At 61.3% G+C, this 16,738-nt stretch carries 13 protein-coding genes and 1 pseudogene; 9 read left to right on the top strand and 5 right to left on the bottom strand.

Annotated elements, in window-relative coordinates; translation table 11 throughout:
* Nucleotides 1–89 precede the first annotated feature (89 nt).
* Nucleotides 90–1,457 carry a dipeptidase gene (locus tag IPM12_01420; protein MBK9146459.1) on the top strand — a complete coding sequence of 456 codons (1,368 nt, stop codon included), beginning with the start codon at nt 90–92 and terminating at the stop codon, nt 1,455–1,457.
* Between the two features lie 55 nt (nt 1,458–1,512).
* Here the strand turns inward: IPM12_01420 and IPM12_01425 are convergent, their stop codons facing one another.
* Nucleotides 1,513–1,770, bottom strand: a complete 258-nt coding sequence (locus tag IPM12_01425) for a hypothetical protein (GenBank protein ID MBK9146460.1) — start codon at nt 1,768–1,770, stop codon at nt 1,513–1,515.
* A gap of 67 nt (nt 1,771–1,837) precedes the next feature.
* Here IPM12_01425 and IPM12_01430 point away from each other — a divergent pair, with 67 nt between their 5' ends.
* The 5 genes from IPM12_01430 to IPM12_01450 all read left to right on the top strand — a co-directional run bounded on the left by IPM12_01430 (nt 1,838) and on the right by IPM12_01450 (nt 5,504).
* Nucleotides 1,838–2,173, top strand: coding sequence for a tRNA-binding protein (locus tag IPM12_01430; GenBank protein ID MBK9146461.1), 336 nt, complete (start codon nt 1,838–1,840; stop codon nt 2,171–2,173).
* A gap of 102 nt (nt 2,174–2,275) precedes the next feature.
* On the top strand, nt 2,276–2,425 hold the full coding sequence (locus IPM12_01435; GenBank protein MBK9146462.1) for a hypothetical protein: 150 nt from the start codon (nt 2,276–2,278) through the stop codon (nt 2,423–2,425).
* Between the two features lie 81 nt (nt 2,426–2,506).
* Complete coding sequence (gene cysQ / locus IPM12_01440; GenBank protein MBK9146463.1) at nt 2,507–3,337, top strand: 3'(2'),5'-bisphosphate nucleotidase CysQ; 831 nt, start codon at nt 2,507–2,509, stop codon at nt 3,335–3,337.
* 36 nt (nt 3,338–3,373) lie between these two features.
* Nucleotides 3,374–4,498, top strand: a complete 1,125-nt coding sequence (gene gmd, locus IPM12_01445) for a GDP-mannose 4,6-dehydratase (GenBank protein MBK9146464.1) — start codon at nt 3,374–3,376, stop codon at nt 4,496–4,498.
* Between the two features lie 67 nt (nt 4,499–4,565).
* A complete protein-coding gene (locus IPM12_01450; GenBank protein ID MBK9146465.1) occupies nt 4,566–5,504 on the top strand; it encodes a GDP-L-fucose synthase in 939 nt (312 codons plus the stop codon).
* Between the two features lie 11 nt (nt 5,505–5,515).
* On the opposite strand, the gene IPM12_01455 is transcribed toward IPM12_01450, so the two are convergent.
* Complete coding sequence (locus IPM12_01455; GenBank protein ID MBK9146466.1) at nt 5,516–6,907, bottom strand: T9SS type A sorting domain-containing protein; 1,392 nt, start codon at nt 6,905–6,907, stop codon at nt 5,516–5,518.
* A gap of 10 nt (nt 6,908–6,917) precedes the next feature.
* Nucleotides 6,918–9,542 (bottom strand): T9SS type A sorting domain-containing protein, encoded by a 2,625-nt coding sequence (locus IPM12_01460; GenBank protein MBK9146467.1) that lies wholly within the window; start codon nt 9,540–9,542, stop codon nt 6,918–6,920.
* A gap of 271 nt (nt 9,543–9,813) precedes the next feature.
* Between IPM12_01460 and IPM12_01465 the strand changes: the two genes are divergently transcribed.
* The 3 genes from IPM12_01465 to IPM12_01475 are packed head-to-tail and all read left to right on the top strand — an operon-like array spanning nt 9,814 to nt 14,064.
* A complete protein-coding gene (locus IPM12_01465) occupies nt 9,814–11,349 on the top strand; it encodes a hypothetical protein (GenBank protein MBK9146468.1) in 1,536 nt (511 codons plus the stop codon).
* Nucleotides 11,350–11,356: 7 nt separating this feature from the next.
* Nucleotides 11,357–12,472, top strand: coding sequence for an undecaprenyl/decaprenyl-phosphate alpha-N-acetylglucosaminyl 1-phosphate transferase (locus IPM12_01470; protein MBK9146469.1), 1,116 nt, complete (start codon nt 11,357–11,359; stop codon nt 12,470–12,472).
* Entirely contained in the window at nt 12,469–14,064 is a 1,596-nt protein-coding gene (locus tag IPM12_01475) for a hypothetical protein (GenBank protein ID MBK9146470.1), read from the top strand. The genes IPM12_01470 and IPM12_01475 overlap by 4 nt, the downstream gene beginning before the upstream one ends.
* Nucleotides 14,065–14,067: 3 nt before the next feature.
* On the opposite strand, the pseudogene IPM12_01480 reads toward IPM12_01475, so the two are convergent.
* Both IPM12_01480 and IPM12_01485 read right to left on the bottom strand, forming a co-directional pair.
* Nucleotides 14,068–14,768 (bottom strand): annotated as a pseudogene (locus IPM12_01480) (lycopene cyclase domain-containing protein).
* A gap of 81 nt (nt 14,769–14,849) precedes the next feature.
* Nucleotides 14,850–16,682, bottom strand: coding sequence for a T9SS type A sorting domain-containing protein (locus IPM12_01485; protein MBK9146471.1), 1,833 nt, complete (start codon nt 16,680–16,682; stop codon nt 14,850–14,852).
* Between the last annotated feature and the right edge of the window lie 56 nt (nt 16,683–16,738).

Here is a 16,738-nt window from a genome sequence, read left to right on the forward strand (position 1 = left end):
CCATTCCATGACAGAGGAGCAATCCGGAAGGTTGCCCAACCAACCGCACCTATATTCGGCCACCAACAAACCCATCGCCTGTGCATCCGATCGACGCCTACCTTGAGAGCCATAAGGACCGCTTCCTCAGCGAGTTGCTCGACCTGCTGCGCATCCCTAGCGTGAGCGCTGACCCCAAGTACAAGGCCGATGTGGCCCGTTGCGCCGAAGCGGTGAGGCAGCGCATGCAGGAAGCCGGCCTGGAGAAGGTGGAGGTCTGCCCTACGAAAGGCCACCCCATCGTTTACGGCGAGAAGATCGTGGACCCCGCCAAGCCCACCGTGCTGGTCTATGGGCACTACGACGTGCAGCCGCCTGACCCCCTAGACCTCTGGCACAGCGGCCCATTCGACCCGGTAATCAAGGACGAAATGATCTACGCGCGGGGCAGCGCCGACGACAAGGGCCAATTCTACATGCACGTGAAGGCCATCGAGGCCATGATGAAGACTGGGGGCCTGCCTTGCAACGTGAAGGTGATGATCGAGGGCGAGGAGGAAGTGGGCAGCGACAACCTGGGCATCTTCGTTTCGCAGAACAAGGAGCGGCTCAAAGCCGACGTCGTGCTGATCAGCGATACGGCGATGATCGCCAACGACTGCCCCAGCATCAACACCGGGCTGCGCGGACTGAGCTACGTGGAAGTGGAGGTCACTGGACCGAACCGCGACCTGCATAGCGGCGTGTACGGTGGCGCGGTGGCCAACCCCATCAACGCCCTGTGCGAGATGATCGCCAGCCTGCACGATGCGGACCGGCGCGTGACGATCCCTGGCTTCTATGATGCGGTGGTGGAACTGAGCCCCGCCGAGCGCCAGGCCTTGGCCGAAGCACCTTTCGATGAGGAGGATTACAAAAGGGACCTCGGCATCGATGCCGTGCGCGGTGAGAAGGGCTACACCAGCGAGGAGCGCAGCAGCATCCGCCCCACCCTCGATGTGAACGGTATCTGGGGCGGTTACATCGGCGAGGGCGCCAAGACAGTCCTCCCCTCGAAGGCCTTCGCCAAACTGAGCATGCGACTGGTGCCCAACCAGAAGAGCGAAGCCATCACCAAGCTCTTCCAGGGTCATTTCGAGAGGATCGCCCCCCCCAGCGTGAAGGTGCAGGTGCGCCCGCACCACGGTGGCGAAGCTGCGGTGACGCCTATCGACAGCCCGGCCTACCTCGCAGCGAGCAAGGCCATGGAGGAGACCTTCGGCAAGAAGCCCATCCCCACGCGCGGCGGCGGCAGCATACCCATCGTGGCGCTCTTCGAGCTGGAACTGGGCTTGAAGACCGTGCTATTCGGATTCGGATTGGATAGCGACAACATCCACAGCCCGAACGAGAAGTATGGCGTGTTCAACTACTTCCAAGGAATTCGCACCATCCCGAGGTTCTTTGCGAACTACGCCACGATGAACGCGAAAGCCTGAGGGCAGGCACCATTCTGCCCGAGGTCCAGGTCGAAGATTCCAGGAGGGCTGGGACTCAGCCTTGCGCCGAGGCAAATTCCTTGATGAAGCCCACGATCTTCTTACGGAAGAAGACGAGCAATAGCAGGTAGGGCATCGCCATCAAGTACAGGATGCCGCGATTGAGCCCCTTGCCAATGGCTTGTTCACCACCGAAGACGCCATTGCCGCCTTGGGCCACTGCCTTGCACATGGCGCAACCTTGTGCGAACAGATCCCCCGACGGGAATACGACCGCAGCAACAACCAGCAATACAAGGAGGGCCTGACGCATGGGCCGGTAAATGTAACGGCCGCAACCGTTCACGGATTTCCGATCGCCGAAGCCATCTTCGGGCGCCATGAACACCATCACTTGGAACGAATTCGAGCAGGTCTCGCTCTGCGCTGGCACCGTGCTCTCTGCGGAGGATTTGCCCGAAGCTCGTGTGCCTGCCTATGTGCTCACCATCGACTTCGGCCCCCACGGCATCAAACGCAGCAGCGCCCGCATCACGGAACGCCACGCTAAAGAGGACCTGATCGGGAGGCAGGTGATTGCGGTGATAAATTTCCAGCCGAAGCAGATCGGCAGCATAATGAGCGAGTGCCTGGTGACCGGTTTCGCCGATGCTGAGGGTGCCATTGTGCTGGCAGCGCCACAGGGCACCGTGCCCAACGGAAGCCGACTGTGCTGAACGTATCGTTGATGGCCTGTTGATAACCTGCTCGGCTCAAAGCCGCTTCGCCGCGCGGTGCCGGGTACCTTGCCCACACGTTAACCCCAAAAACCGGAAGACATGCCAGCTGTACAAGGTTATTGCGTGAAGTGCAAGGACAAGCGTGAAATCAAGGACGCGAAGGAAGTGACCATGGCCAACGGCCGCAAAGCCATGAAAGGCGTTTGCCCTACTTGCGGTACGGGCATGTTCAAGATCATGGGGAAATAAGGAGCGCTCGAGCTCTATCCCGTGCTCTGACGGGCGCGCACCGTCACGCGGCGCGGAATGCGGGCGGATACCTTTGCCGGCATGCAGCATGAGTTGTTCCCGTTGGTGGATGCCGCGATCAAAGCAGCCTTCACCGCAGGGCGGGAGATCCTGGATGTTTACGGCACCGCATTCTCCACCGAGCAGAAAGCAGACAAGAGCCCGCTGACCGAGGCGGACAAGCGCGCTCATGGTGCCATCGTTTCCGCTCTATCCGTGACCGGAATTCCGGTGCTCAGCGAAGAAGGGAAGGAATCGGCCCTGGCGGAGCGGCAAGCGTGGGAGCGCTATTGGCTGGTCGATCCGCTCGATGGCACCAAGGAGTTCATCAAGCGCAACGGCGAGTTCACCGTGAACATCGCGTTGATGCAACGAGATGGCCTTCCCGCTGGGGCGCTCGGATCAGCAAGGCCCATCGCCGGGGTGCTCCTCGTCCCCGTGAAAGACATCCTGTATTTCGCTTGGCAGGGCGGCGGGGCGTATCGCCAGTCGGCGGCAACCCACGCGCACGGTGGGGCGTATGAACGCGCCTTGTCCGCCGAACGCCTCCCCGTGCAGCACGACCGCAGCGCATTCACCATTGTGGCCAGCCGATCGCATCCGAGCCCGGAAACCGAGGCCTATATCGCGCGCATGGAGCAAGAACATGGATCAGTGGCCCTCACGAGCATGGGCAGCGCCCTGAAGATCTGCCTGGTGGCCGAGGGCGCCGCCGATGCCTACCCGCGCTACGCCCCCACCATGGAATGGGATACCGCCGCAGGCCATGCCATCGTGAACGAAGCGGGCAAGCAACTCATCGACATCACCACCGGCGCGCCCATGCGCTACAATAAAGCCTCGCTGGTGAACAACTGGTTCATCGTCAACTGAAACCTAAACAGCGCTGCGGGCAGCGGCGCGCGCAACATGTCCAAGAAGAACGGATCATCGAAGAAGAACGGCAAGCGCAAAGTGGCGCTGATCACCGGCGTGACTGGCCAGGACGGCGCCTACCTGAGCGAGCTCCTGTTGAACAAGGGCTATGAGGTGCATGGCGTGAAGCGCCGCAGCTCGCTCTTCAACACGGACCGCATCGATCACCTGTACCACGACATGCACGAGAAGGGCCGTCCCTTCCACCTGCATTACGGCGACCTCACCGACAGCGTGAACTGCCTGCGCCTGGTGCAGCAGATCCAGCCCGATGAGATCTACAACCTCGCCGCGATGAGCCACGTGCACGTGAGCTTCGAGATGCCCGAATACACCGCCAACGCCGACGGCATCGGCACGCTGCGCTTCCTGGAGGCCATCCGCATCCTCGGCTTGGAGAAGAAGACCAAGTTCTACCAGGCCTCCACCTCGGAGCTCTACGGCGGTGTCCGGCCGCACGCGCAGAGCGAGGAGACGCCTTTCCACCCGCGCAGCCCGTACGGCGTGGCCAAGCTCTACGGCTTCTGGATCACCAAGAACTACCGCGAGAGCTATGGCATCTTCGCCTGCAACGGCATCCTCTTCAACCATGAGAGCCCCTTGCGCGGTGAGACCTTCGTGACGCGCAAGATCACGCGCGCTGCGGCCAAGATCAAGCTAGGCCTGCAGGACACCCTCTACCTGGGCAACCTCGACGCCAAGCGCGATTGGGGCCACGCCAAGGACTATGTGGAAGGCATGTGGCTGATGCTGCAAGCCAAGAAGCCCGATGACTATGTGCTGGCCACTGGTAAGACCTACACCGTGCGTCACTTCGTGGACTTGGCCTTCGGCGAAGTGGGCATCAAACTCGAGTGGAAAGGCAAGGGCGAGAAGGAGAAAGGCTACGACAGGAAGTCGGGCAAGGTGCTCGTGGCCATCGACAAGCGCTATTACCGTCCCGCCGAGGTGGACCACTTGGAAGGCGATCCCCGCAAGGCCATGCGCGAACTAGGCTGGAAGCACAAGTACGACCTGAAGGCCCTGGTGAAGGAGATGATGGCCAGCGACCTGGCCCTCTTCAAGCGCGACGTGTACTTGAAGAAGGGCGGACACAAGATCCTGCACGAGCAGGAATGATCGCCTTTGCCTGTACGATCGTTCCTGCTGTACGGGCGCGTCATGACGCGCCCCAACGACCACAACAATGAACCAGACCGACAAGATCTACATCGCAGGCCACCGCGGCATGGTGGGCTCCGCCATCGTGCGCCGTTTGCAGAAGGATGGCTTCACCAACATCGTCACGCGCACCAGCAAGGAGCTCGATCTGAAGGAGCAGCAAGCCGTGCGCGACTTCTTCGCTCAGGAGAAGCCCGACCTCGTCGTGCTCGCTGCGGCCAAAGTGGGCGGCATCCATGCCAACAACGTCTATCGCGCGCAGTTCCTGTACGAGAACCTGATGATCGAGAGCAACATCATCCATTCAGCCTACGAGAACGGCGTGAAGAAGCTGCTCTTCCTGGGCTCCTCGTGCATCTACCCGAAGCTGGCGCCACAGCCGCTGAAGGAGGAGAGCCTGCTCACCGGCCTGCTCGAGCAGACCAACGAGCCCTACGCCATCGCCAAGATCGCGGGCATCAAGCTGGCCGAGAGCTACCGCCGCCAGTACGGCTGCAACTTCATCAGCGCCATGCCCACCAACCTCTATGGGCCCAACGACAACTACGACCTCAACAACAGCCATGTGCTGCCCGCACTCATCCGCAAGTTCCACACGGCCAAGGTGAGCGGCGCGCCCAGCGTTGAGGTCTGGGGCACCGGATCGCCCATGCGTGAATTCCTTCACGTGGACGACCTCGCCGATGCCTGCTTCTTCCTCTTGCAGAGCTACGACGAGGAGATGTTCGTGAACATCGGCACCGGTGTCGACCTTACGATCAAGGAACTCGCGGAAATGATCAAGGACATCGTGGGCTACACCGGCGAACTGAAATGGAACACCGAGAAACCCGACGGCACGCCGCGTAAGCTCATGGACGTATCCCGCCTGCACAACCTGGGCTGGAAGCACCGCATCGGGCTGCGCGAAGGCATCACGGCGGTGTACGCGGAGTTCGCGAAGAGCGAGTTGGCGAAGGCCTGATCATCGCGCCATCAGCGCGCTACTACCAAACGCTCCCGGAGCTCTTCGCCTCCGGCGCGTAGAACCAATGTGTAGTGCCCAGCAGCAACTGCGTTCAGCGGAACCAGAAAGGAATTCTGGCTATATGCAGTGACCGTGAGCACCAAACGCCCAAGTTCATCCAGCAATTGCAACGTGCACGCGCCACGGAAGTGCTCGGGGATGAGGACCGTGACCGCATCGCTGGCCGGGTTGGGCTGAAGCATTAAGCGCCCCGCCGCATGCTGCTCCGGCACCGATGCGATGATCTCTGCGCAACGATCCGAGACCAGCCCCTCCAGCGGCAAGTATGCGATGTACTCCCCCGGCAGCTGCACGAACTGAGGGCTGATGCCCAGGTACAGGTTGTTCTGGAAGAATGCCATCATGCTGTTATCACCCGAGGGCATCGGCCCACCGATGCTGCAGAGCTCGCGCCCATCGTAGCGCAGCAGGCCGTACCATGTGGTATCGCCCACCCAGGTGTGGATGCCGCTGATGTACAATGCGCCGTCATACACCTGCATGTCGCGCACCACACCCACGAACTCCACCTGCGGGAAAAAGGGCCGCCAGGATTGGCCGTCCCAGATCTGCGCATGCTTCGACTGCACGCTCCCGCCGGGCAGGAAGTAACCGCCCACGTAAAGCGAATCGCCATAGCCGCAAAGGGTACCGATGAAGTTGCCCCCCACGCCGCCGCCCAAGGGAGTCCATTGATCCACGCCATCGAAGGCCACGATCTTGCGCGAGCCGAACGCATTGAAAGTACCGGCGAAGTAGTAGCTCCCCTGCCAGTACCCCACATCGTAAACGCCCGCTGAGTTGCTGAACGAATAACCTGGTAGCGGCTGCCAAGCACCATTGATCCACTCATTCACCATGGGCTGGTGCTGCCCATACAGCGTATCCGCCAAGCCGCCGTTGAAGAGCCGGCCGTTCGCCTCCATGAAGAACAAGGTGCTCTCCGGACTGCCGCAGGGCTCCCAGGTGCCGTTCACCAGCATCGAGGCGACCCGCAGGTCGAAATCATATTGCCAGATGTTCGCCAAATAACTGGCGAACAAGGTGTCCTCTCTGAGCGCGAGCGACACCACCGGCAGCCAATTCGACCCGGTGGTCACCGTATCGCCACTTCCATTGGCTAAGCCTTCGATGCTCCAAGACTCACCGTCCCACCAGGCCAGCTGATTCGCGCGCAGGCTGTCCTGATGCACCCAGGTAAAACCGCCACCGACCAGAAGGCGCGAGCTGTCAGCGTTGAACGCGAACGCGCGCACCTCCCAGCTCACCCCGCCATTCAACGATTGCCATTGAGCCAGCGCCATGCAGGCGTTGGCGCACAGCGCCAAGCCCAGCAACTCCCTCCTGAACCTGCTGCACATGACCTGATGCTTAGCGCATGATGGCCATGCGGGTGTGCCAAGTCTGGCTGCCCTGGATTAACACAGCCGAGTAGAGGCCGGTGGCCAGCCTATCCGTGGGGATGGAAACGCTGTTCCCTTGGCGTAAGGTGGTCTGCTCAACAATTCGCCCCAATTCATCCACTAAGCGCAGCTCGCCCGAACCGGTGAAACCGGCCGGCAGAAGCACGGTCACCGCATCGGATGCGGGATTGGGATAGACCGTGAGCCCGTTGCTCCGCGCTGAAGCTGCGGCTTCCTCGACCCCAATAGTCAAATCGTACCGCAGTTGGGCGATGTAGCCATCGGCGCGGTTCTGAGCGACAATGGCCTGCGGGGTCTCATTCAGGTAGGGCTGGTAATCGGGGATCACCGGCGCATTCGTGGGGAAGTTCAGGATCGAGTAGGTGTAGCCGCACACATAGACCCGATCGTCCGGTGCGGTGATGCCCCGTGCGAAATCGCTGCCGATGCCGCCGAAGTAGGTGGAATAGAGATGCACCGTGCCCGAATTGAACTTGACCACGTAGGTATCGCTCCTTCCGGTCGTCATCGCATCGTTGTGCGCGTAGTTGATGTAAAAGCCGCCGGCAGCAAGCATGGGCACCGGTGCCGTATAGGTTGGCGCGATGCGGTAGCTCGTGTGGTGGAAGTACACATTGTCCTCCCGGTCGATGGCCAAGGAGATCGGCTCGAAGCCACCGTTATTGAAGTTCGTGTTGTCGCCGATCTTGGTGCTCCACGTCAGCCTGGCGTCCTCATCGAAGCGGGCGATGAAGCGGCGCCTATCGTTCGCAACTTGCTCAAAGAACCCACTGGCATCGCATTTCGGGAAACCGTCATCCAAGGGTTCTGAGCACGTATTCGTAGCATACTGAGGGGTATCGCTCCAACCGGCCACATAGGCCTGTCCATCGGAGTCAACGGCAACATCCCAGATCCCGTCTTGAAATGCCCCGCCAACATAGCTGCACCAATCAAGGCCCATGTCCCCCAGCTTGAAACGCATGATGAAACCGTCCTCTGGGGTTTGCGGCGGATCGGACACGACCGCCGTTCCATTCAGCTTGTTCTGGAAATAGCCATCGGGGTACTCGCACAAGGGAAACTCGTACTGGCTGGCCAGCGGCGAGCAATTGAAACTCTGATTGGGATCGTTCGGCGTGGCCGTGCTCCCCACAACGTACAGGAGCCCATTCGTCAGATCCACCGCACAGCCGTTCACGAACTCGTTGCGCGGCCCGCCCAAACCCGTGTACCAGGTGAGGTTGGCCTGTGGATCGAGCCGCATGGCAAAGCCTTGTTTGGGCCATAGCTGTCCGGGGAATGGAGTGCCCGGATTGTTCCATTGCACATAAGCGCCTGGCGGATTCGCTGCACCCTCGGAAAGCGGGTCGATGAAGTCACCGTGACCGACCATGTAAGTATTGCCTACATCATCCACGGCGATGTCGCCTTCGTAATCCGACGTAATGCTTCCTTGGGTTCTTGTGAAGTAGGTCAAGAACCCATCGGATTCTTGTAACCACGCAATGAACTGGGCCGATGGCGGTGAACCCATGGATGCGTATGAATTCGGATTGCTCGCTAAAGCAAGGTTCGGTGGTGAGGTGCCCGATAGGGTGGAACCCGTTACCGCCACACGCGCGTTCACCTCATCATAAGCCAAGGCCACGCCTCGGTCCTCTGTCACCCCGCCGATGTAGGTCATCCAACCGGCACCATCCTCAATCTCATAGAACTCGTTGAACTTGCCAACGACTACGTCACTGGCGCCTTGGTTCATGAACTGAAAATCGCCTGGCGTAATCGGCAATCCACTCGCGCTCCTCGAAGCGCCGGTCACATAAATATTGCCCTCGGGGTCGTGGGTGATGTCGAGCATCTGATCGTGGTGCGCACCGGCAACGAACGTACACCACTCGGGCACTTGCGGCCCGCCGCCGCCCAGCATGCCGGGGTCCGGGTTGAAGGGCCGCACGATGAGGATGAGCGGCAAGGTGGGGTCATAAGCGCCGAACTCGAACCCGGTCTGCAATTGTCCGTTGTCGATGATGTAGTTGGCCAGCCAAGGGATCTCGATCACATCGTTGCCCTGTTGCTGATAGGCCAGTCCTTGTGTCAGCTTGATGAACTGCTGCTTGAACCAAACGTCCAAGTAGCCATTCAGATCGAGCCGCAAGCTGTCGTGCCCGAACCAATTCAACCGGATGTTGTTCGGATCCCCGCCCGGGCGGATCACGACATACATCTTCGGCCCCCACTTGTTGCTGTAGAAATGCACGTCGATGTTGTTGTACATGTTCTCGTACACCACACGCTTCGCGCCAGTCACGCCAGTGACCCCGGCTGGTGTGTACTCTTCGTAGAAATTGTATCGCCGCGCGGTGGGCTCAACGAAGACCGGTACCGGGTCGTTCACTGCAGGACCAGCAAATTGAAAATCAATCCGGAACAAACTGTCTTCCTGATGGGTGGGCAGGTCTGGCTTTGGGACGCAGATGGCGATTCGGCCCTTGTCCATGCCATAGATTGTCGGGTATGTGCCTACGGAGTGGAAGTAAACATCTTGGCGGTAGTTGCCATCGACATCATAGACTTGTCCGTTCTGAGGCAAGTAATGCCAAGCTGAAGATGGTGATTCACCATGCAAGTCTCGTGGGATCCATGGCCTGCCCATGAAGCGGGACTTGCCCAGCGAGTGTAAGGATCACGAGTAGTCGTGCATGGCGGGGGGGGGGGGGGCAGCAGATACATGTTCGCGGTGGATTGAGAATCAAATATGGCTAGCATTTCCTGAACATCCAAGCCCATCTCACCCCTTCCCTATTTTCGGCGGCCCGCCATTGCGAGGGCACTAGATGCGCTGCCGGTTTGCGTTATTCCCCTTGCTGCACAGCACCCTGCTCTGCGCACAGCAGAACGACGTGCCCTTGCAGCGCGACTTCTCCATTGACCTGGAGCGCAATGCAGCCAGGCGCGAGGCGAGGATCCACAGCGGGCTGAAGCCTGTGATCGAGAGCAGGGCCGACCTCACCAATGTGCAGGGCTTCCGGAAGGACAGCACGCGCTATTACTACGTGCTCACCACCAAGCTCTTCCGCGACCGGCTGCTCAGCGTGCGTGAGGACGATGCGCTCTTGAGCGCGGACCCGATCCTATCGTATGAGTTCGGCGCGGACAAAGGCGATGCTTCGGCTTACGCCGATACCAATCGTTACTACTTCAACACGCGGGGTTTCCTGGTGCGCGGAGATATCGGGCCGAAGGTCTCATTCTATACCATGTTCCATGAGAACCTGGGGCGCGTGCCGCAATACCTCTATCGCCGCGCGCTTGAGACCGGCGTTCTGCCAGGCCAGGGCCGCGTGAAGCTGGTGGATGGCAACCGCTTCGATTATGGATGGAGCCAGGGCGTGCTCAGCTACAGCCCCAGCGCGTGGCTGAATGTGCAGGCTGGCCAAGGCAAGCACTTCGTTGGGCACGGTTACCGCAGCGTGCTGCTCAGCGATAACGCGATCAGCTCGCCTTTCCTGAAATTCAGCCTGCTCAGCCCGAACAAGCGCTGGCAGTACACCTGGTGGTACACCAAGCTCATGCACGGCGTCACCCAGGATGACCGTCTGGCCGGCGGCGCCAGCAGCGAGAACCTCTTCCATTGGATGCGCGGCGCATTCCATCACCTCTCCGTTGACCTGGGACGCGTGCAGCTCGGCTTCTTCGAGGCCACGCTCTTCCGCAGCATCACCGATCGCGTGGAGCCCCTTGACCCTCTCGCGCTCAATCCGGTCATCGGCGTGAACACGGCCGCGAAAGGATTCGATGGCGCCGCCAATTGCCTCGTGGGCACCGACCTGCGCCTGAAGATCACCGACCGCGCATATGCTTACGGCCAATTCGCCACCGATGGCCCGGGCCGCCTAGCGTGGCAGGCTGGTGCGCGCGCCTTTGATGTGGGCCTTCGCGGGCTCCATTTGCAAGCCGAGTACAATACCGCCTCGCCCTTCATGTATATGGGCCAGCGACGCCGGGAGGCGTACATGCATGCCGGTCAGCCCTTGGCCAATCCGTTGGGCACCGCATACGGCGAAGCGGTGGGCATCGTTGAAATGAACTACAAGCGCTGGATGCTGCGTGGCCAGGTGAACATGAGCCAATGGCAACGGGACCCCTCCGATTCCTTGAACCTCGGCACCGACCTGGACAAACCCGACATCGGCAGCCCCGATGAAGGTGAAGCGCGCTCCTTCAGCCTCACCTTCATCGATGCCAGCCTGCAATGGCTCGTGAATCCCAACACCAATGCGCGGCTGGTGGGCGGCATCATGCGCCGCGACCTGCCGGGTGGGGCCGACATCATACAGAGCAGCTACTGGTACATCGGGTTCCGCACCTTCCTCTTCAACCGGTATTACGACCTTTGACGACCGCGTGAACCCCCATCAGCAGATCCTGGTCTTCAGCGCGCTCACCGCTTTCACGGTGGTGCTGCTCACCATGCCCTCGCTGATCAAGGTGGCGCGCATGAAGCACCTGGTGGACGAGCCTGGCGAGAACCGCAAGCTTCATCAACGCAGCGTGCCCACCATCGGGGGCATCATCATCTTCGCCGCCATCATCTTCAGCTACGCGCTCTGGTTCCCGCGCGGAGAGGTGCTGGGGCTCAACGATGCGGGGTACCGGGTGCTCTATGATCTGATGGTCGCCGCGTACAGCGACTTCAAGCATGTGATCGCGGCCATGGTGCTGCTCTTCTTCATCGGGGTGAAGGATGACATCATCGGCTTCTCCCCTGTGAAGAAGCTGTTAGGCCACATGATCGTTGGCTACATCCTGGTGGTCATGGCCGGCATCCGGATCACGGACATGCACGGCGTTCTCGGCTTCTATGAGCTTCCCGCCTCGGTGAGCATCGCCTTCTCCTTCTTCGTGTACGTGGTGGTCGTGAACGCCATGAACCTGATCGACGGCGTTGACGGATTAGCCGGCGGCGTGGGTCTGATCGCAGCGTTGGCCTATGGAACGTGGCTCTACCTCGCCGGTGATGTAGCCTTGGCGCTCCTGGCCTTCGTGCTCGCCGGTGCGCTGGCCGCCTTCCTCGTCTTCAACCTGCACCCTGCGCGCGTGTTCATGGGAGACAGCGGATCGCTGATCATCGGCGCCATCCTGGCCGTACTGGCCATGAAGGTGGTTGACCACGACACGGCCAAGCTTCCGCTGAAGCTGCAGCAATTGCCCACCCCGATCTTCGCCATGAGCGTCCTCGCCTATCCATTGGTGGACACCTTGCGCGTATTCGTGGTGCGCATGGCCCGCGGCAATTCTCCGTTCGCCGCCGACCGAAACCATATCCACCACCGCCTGCTCGCCCTGGGCCTGGGCCATCGCGGCACCACGCTCGCCATCTACCTGTATGCACTGGCGATCCTCGCCCTCAGCCTGGTCACGCGCAAATGGCACCCGAACATCGGCCTCATGGTGCTGGGCGTAACAGCCCTTGCGCTGGCACTGCTGCCATTCGCCTGGCCCAAGCCGAACAAGGCATGAGGTGGATCGCAGCCGTGCAGGCCATGTTGCTTACGTGCGCTTGCATGGCCCAGGCGGGCTGGCTGCCCGTGAGCCGCGAAGCGGAGCGGCCCTATGCCACTGCGCTGGCCCGTTGGAAAACCGATGCGCATACGGCCATCAGGCCATACCGGGTGCGTGATATCCGCCTCGTTGACCCGCACGATACGTTGCGCCCGAGCGCCGCATTGCCCATGCTCGACCGATGGGCCGGTGCCCGCAACGGCAGGCATTTCCGTTGGGGGCCGCTGCTCGATCTGCAAGGCGGTGCAGGCTTGGACACTGCGATGAGGAGCACCCATCGGCTGGGTGGCGGCGCTTGGCTCGAGAGCGACATCGGTGAGCGCTTCACGCTGCATGTGAGCGGACAGCTCTGGAGCGAGCGCTTCCCCGTCTACCTCGACAGCCTCGCACGCGCCACGCAGATGAGCGCGGGCGAAGGCTACGCGCATCCGGAGGGCAATGCGTTCATGCATGGCGATTGGAACGCGTACGCGAGCTGGGACCCGGGCAAGCACTTCAACTTCACCCTGGGGCGCGGCAAGAACTTCATCGGCGAAGGGCATCGTTCGCTCTTCCTCAGCGATGAGGCCAGCGCCTATCCGTACCTGCGCATCACCACCTCGGTCTGGCGCGCCAAGTACGTGAACCTGTTCACCATGATGAACGACATCCGCGGCGCGCAGGGCGATCCGTCTCGCTTCCAACGGAAGTACGCGAGCATGCACTACCTCAGCGTGAATGCCAGCCGCCGCATCAACCTCGCGCTCTTCGAGGCCATCGTCTGGAGCCAGGGCGACAGCCTGTACCCGCGCGGCTTCGAAATGAGCTACCTGAACCCGGTGATCTTCTACCGCCCGGTGGAATTCGCGCAGGGTTCACCGGACAATGCGCTGCTGGGCTTCGCGGCAAGCGTGAAGGCCGGCCGCCACACCCTGTTCTACGCCCAAGTGATGCTCGATGAGTTCCTGTTGCGCGAAGTGCGTGCGGGCGACGGCTGGTACGCGAACAAGCAGGCGCTGCAGGCCGGCGCGGTGGCGCGCGACGCATTCAAGGTGAGCGGCCTGACCCTGCGCGGCGAATGGAACTTCGTTCGGCCCTTCATGTACACGCACAGCGACACCCGCCAGAACTATGCGCACGCCGGGCAGCCGTTGGCCCATCCTTACGGCTCGAACTTCCAGGAAGCGTTAGGGCACATCGAATGGTCGCGCGGCCGCATGCTCTATGCCCTTCGCGGCAGCATGGCCTGGCTCGGAAGCGACACCACCGATAGCTGGGGCAGCAACATCTTCCGGCCGGAGAGCGACCGGCAGAACCTGCCCAACTTCGGCTACCGCAACTACAATTACCGCATAGGCGAAGCCATTGAATACACGCTCTTCCATGGCGAAATGCGTGCGGGCTGGCTGATCGACCCCGTCAGCGCAACGCGCCTCGAGGCCAGCTGGATATCCAGGTCACGCATGACCGAGGCCGGTTCGCCTGAATGGCAGCACGCCTTCCGCATCGGCATCAGTTGCTGGTTCCGGGAGCGGCATGCCGAGCAGGAGCCCCGCTATGTGCTCAATTGACGATCACGCACGATCGCCATGCGCGCGGTTGAGCGCGCGTTCGTGGAACGTGATGGTGAGCAGCAGGAAGAAGAGCAGGTAGATGCTGTCTTCCAAAGGAATGGTGCCCAGGCGGATGCCAAGGTTCTCCGCATCGTTGTACCAGACGATGGGCTCCGGCAACAGCCACCCGGTAAGACTCCATTCACCAGGAAGAACGGGACAAGGCTCAACGCATAACCGACGAAGAAGCGGCCCAGGTAGGCGCTGCGCAGCACCAGCGCATGGAGCGCGAGCATGGCAGAAGCGCTGATGAAGGTGATGGCCGTGTAGAGCCGGTCTAGGTTCATCAGGCCGATGATCAATAGCGCGATGGCCATCACCATGGCCAGCGGGCCGGCGATGCGGCCGAGAACATCCTTGCGCAAGGCATAACGCATGACCTCATACAGGTACACGCAGGCATAGGGTACGCACACGAAGAAGAGCCACTCCTCGATCGGCAAGCCGAGGAAACGCACGCCGATCGTGTACCGGTCGCTGAAGCCCCAAACGCCTTGCGCGGTGAAGGCCGCATCCCATGCCACGAAAACGACCATCATCACCCCGATGCCGGTGAACAGGCCGCGCCACTTGCGCCAATAGGCGATGCGTGGCTCGAAGCTCGCGGCCAACGGGAACGCGATGCTGAAGAGATCCAAGGCGAGGTAGTAATAGCGTTCCATTGGCCGCAAAGCAACACGCTGCGGCCGGAAAAGTGCGGAGGCGGCGCATGGCGCCGCCTCCGCACTCTGGCATGCATGCGTTCACTGCTTCACGAACCGTGCGGTCACAGGTCCTTGGGCGGTCATGATCCGGACAGTGTACGCGCCAGAAGCGAGCGCCGCGGTATTCAGCATGACCGTGTCATCCAGAAGCGTGGCCTCAACGGGATGCTCACGGCCTGCCGCATCGATGATGCTAACAGGTGCTTTGCCGACGCCCTGCAATCCGCTGATCCGCACTTGCTCCCGCGCGGGGTTCGGCGATACGAGGATCGCTTGTCCCGCCACGGATGAAGAAATGCCGGTGCTCAGACCAAGCACAGCCAAATGAGGAAGCCAATTGGTGAAGGCGCCGCCGATCACGAGTTCATCATCATGCACGACCGCAGCGTGCACGGCGGCCTCAGGCGCGGCGAGCTCAGCCACCGCATCAATCCCATTCCACCGGCCCACGTTGTACCCAAACAGCATCATGCTGCTCGAGATCCCGAACTCGCCCACGAAGTAGATGCCGCCCTCGTGATGCACAATGCGCTCGATGCGCGGGACACCCAAGGTCGGGAACATGTAGTTCGCAAGGCCCGGCATCATCTGTTCCCACGAAGGGGCCCCGGCAGCCATACGCGCCATCCCGAATACAGGCGCTATGTTCACGAACAGGTCGCCTGCGGCATGCAGCACGCCATCCACGCTGAGCAGGTCGCGCACGGTAGCGTTCAGTCCGTCGGCGAGCTGGCTCCATTCATTGCCCTCAAGCTCCGCCACATGCGATAAGGCCGGTAGCGGGTCATAGGCGAATCCCGTGAATGCGCCGGCTGCCACCAAGCGGCCGGCGTGCGTATCGAGCGCGTGCACGGTGCCATTCAACGCGCTGCCTACCGGCTGCCATAGCCCGCTTTCCAATCGCGCCACATGGTCCGTGCTCCCGGCGAATCCGGAAATGGTGCCTGCTGCGTGCAACTCGCCGCTATGCACGTGCAGAGCGGTCACCACCGGATACTTGCCATCGAATACCGTCTGGAAGGTCCAGTTCGCGCCATCCCAACGCGCCAGATCGTTGGGCCCATTCAGCATGGCTCCACCGATATAGAGGTCGCCCTCGAACTCCACTGCGCAATTCACGGTGCCCTGAAGGCCACTGCCTAGTGCAACGAAGGTGGTCCCATTCCATACCGCAACGTGGTTCGCAGCGGTTCCGCCGGCATCGGTGAACGCGCCTGCAACCAGCAAGTGGCCATTCGCCAGGTTCTCCAGCACTGTGACGTCGCCATTCGCCCCGCCGCCAAAGGGCTGCCATGGCAATGACGGCGGATAACCCGGTTGTATCCACGCGAGCTCGTCGGCCGTGAAGCCGTGCACGCTGGCCCATTCGGCAACAGGCGTCGCGAATCGCGGATCCGTGATGATCTCGTGCACATAGCCCAGATTGAAGCCGGTGCTGATGGCCTTTGCCAGGTCGCTGTGGCCGCTCTCGATCATGAGCCAGCCGACGGCGCATGCAGTGCCGAAAGGATCGATGAAGACCGGATTGCGCTTCGCCATCACCAGATTCTGCGGGAAGCGACGGCCTTCGGCATAAGCCCCTAAGCGATTGAGCAAATGCGCGCGATTGGCCCGTTGACCATCCGTTAGGCTAATCGTGCTCCGCAACAGCAATCGCTCGCGAACCATCACGAGGTGCCGCTGGATACGCTCCGATTCATGCGCGAAGGCCGCGGTTGTAAATCCTCCATCTGGAGCGGGGTCCTGCTTTACCCACTGCGCATTCACCTCGCGGAGGTGCTCATTCAATGGTGCCGAGGCAAAGGGCGGCAGCGCGGCGCTGGCGGCCTGGCACAGCGCGAATCCGAGAAACAGGGTAAAGGCGTTCTTCATGTGACTGGCTTTCGTTGACCCCATTGACAGCCGCCGCAGCACGGGCGCTGCCCGAG

The sequence above is a fragment of the Flavobacteriales bacterium genome (assembly GCA_016716605.1).
Classification (GTDB): domain Bacteria; phylum Bacteroidota; class Bacteroidia; order Flavobacteriales_F; family PHOS-HE28; genus PHOS-HE28.